Genomic DNA, 1506 nt, shown 5'->3' with positions numbered 1-1506 from the left:
CATCTTGTCCGCACCGGTCGACGGGGTGATCGAGCTCTACGGGTTCCCCGCCGGGGACACACCCGAGGACGCGACCAGTAGCGCCGCCGTCGCCGTCCGCGTGTACGAGTACGTGGACGCCCCGGGCGGCTCCGGCACCCCGCTGGGCGCGGCCGCGGTCGACGGGGTCGAGCCCACCTGGGACGCCGAGCGCTGGCGTGGGTGGCTCGAGGGTCTGGTCACGGACTGACCCGGGTGGCGGTCGAACCGCGACGAAACATCGCCGTCCGGTGCGACGATGTCCACCGAGACAGCAGTACTGTGTCGGGAGCACCAGCCGTGCGACCGGCACGAACCGCACACCGACGAGGAGCACCATCCGTATGGCGGATTCCAACGACACCGTGACCATCGCGACCGGCGACGGCGCGTCCGGCACGACCCTCCTGGGCATCGGGGCCTACCGTCCACGTCGCGTGGTGAGCAATGAGGAGATCTGCGAGACGATCGACTCGACCTCCGAGTGGATCTACGAGCGGTCGGGCATCCTCAACCGCCACCGCGCGGAGCCGGACGAGGGCATCGTCTCCATGTCGAGCGAGGCCGCCAAGAAGGCCGTGACCTCCGCCGGCATCGATCCGGAGCTCATCGACGCGGTGATCGTGTGCACCTCCACCAACTGGACCCAGGTCCCGCACGCCGCCCCGCAGGTCGCCACCGAACTCGGCCGCAACGGCATCGCCGCGTTCGACCTGACCGCCGGCTGCGCGGGGTTCGGCTACGGCCTGGCCGTGGCCACCAACATGATCCGCGGCGGTGGCGCGCGGTACGTCGTGGTAGTGGGCGTGGAGAAGATGAGCGACGGCATCGACTACTCCGACCGCAACACCTCGTTCATCTTCGGTGACGGCGCGGGCGCCGTGGTGGTGGGCCCGTCGGAGACCAACGACGTCAGCCCCGTGGTCTGGGGGTCCGACGGCGAGAAGGGCGATGCCATCAGCCAGACCAAGGACTTCAAGCAGTACGTCGACGAGGTGGACGCCGCGGCCGCCGACGGTCGGGCCGAGGCCGTGGCCCAGCCGTTCCTGACGATGGACGGCTCCAAGGTCTTCCGCTGGGCCGCCGTACAGGTGTCGAAGGTGTGCGCGCAGACACTCGAGACCGCGGGCGTGACCGCCGAGCAGATCCAGGCGTTCATCCCCCACCAGGCCAACGGCCGCATCAACTCGGCCATGGCCAAGCACCTCGGACTCCCCGACTCGGTGGCGATCGCCAACGACATCGAGCAGACCGGCAACACCTCGGCGGCCTCGATCCCGCTGGCCATGGAGGCCATGCTCCGTGACGGAGAGGCCGAGCCGGGTCAGATCGCGCTGTGCATCGGCTTCGGCGCGGGGCTGTCCTACGCCGGGCAGGTCGTGCGCCTGCCCGCCGCGCCGCCCGTCGACTGACGCCCACGGCCCCGGTCCGGCGGAACCGGGGCCGTGTTCCGCTCTCATGGACAGGTGTTCATGAGAGAGTGATCCC

At 70.1% G+C, this 1506-nt stretch carries 1 protein-coding gene and 1 pseudogene; both read left to right on the top strand.

Translation table 11 applies throughout. The features are described from left to right. A pseudogene (locus G6026_RS13470) lies at window positions 1-229 on the top strand (SRPBCC domain-containing protein); the annotation flags it as partial. 133 nt (window positions 230-362) lie between these two features. After that, a complete protein-coding gene (locus G6026_RS13465; RefSeq protein WP_182613462.1) occupies window positions 363-1430 on the top strand; it encodes a beta-ketoacyl-ACP synthase III in 1068 nt (355 codons plus the stop codon). Window positions 1431-1506: the final 76 nt, after the last annotated feature.

It is taken from the genome of Dietzia sp. DQ11-38-2 (assembly GCF_014145055.1).
In the GTDB taxonomy this organism is placed as follows: Bacteria; Actinomycetota; Actinomycetes; order Mycobacteriales; family Mycobacteriaceae; genus Dietzia.
The sequence above is the reverse complement of the archived record's forward strand: the minus strand, read 5'-3'. Positions and strand labels throughout refer to the sequence as shown.

Coding starts and splice junctions, on each gene's coding strand:
- G6026_RS13465 (WP_182613462.1), top strand. CDS start 363: ATGGCGGATTCCAACGACACCGTGACCATCGCGACCGGCGACGGCGCG.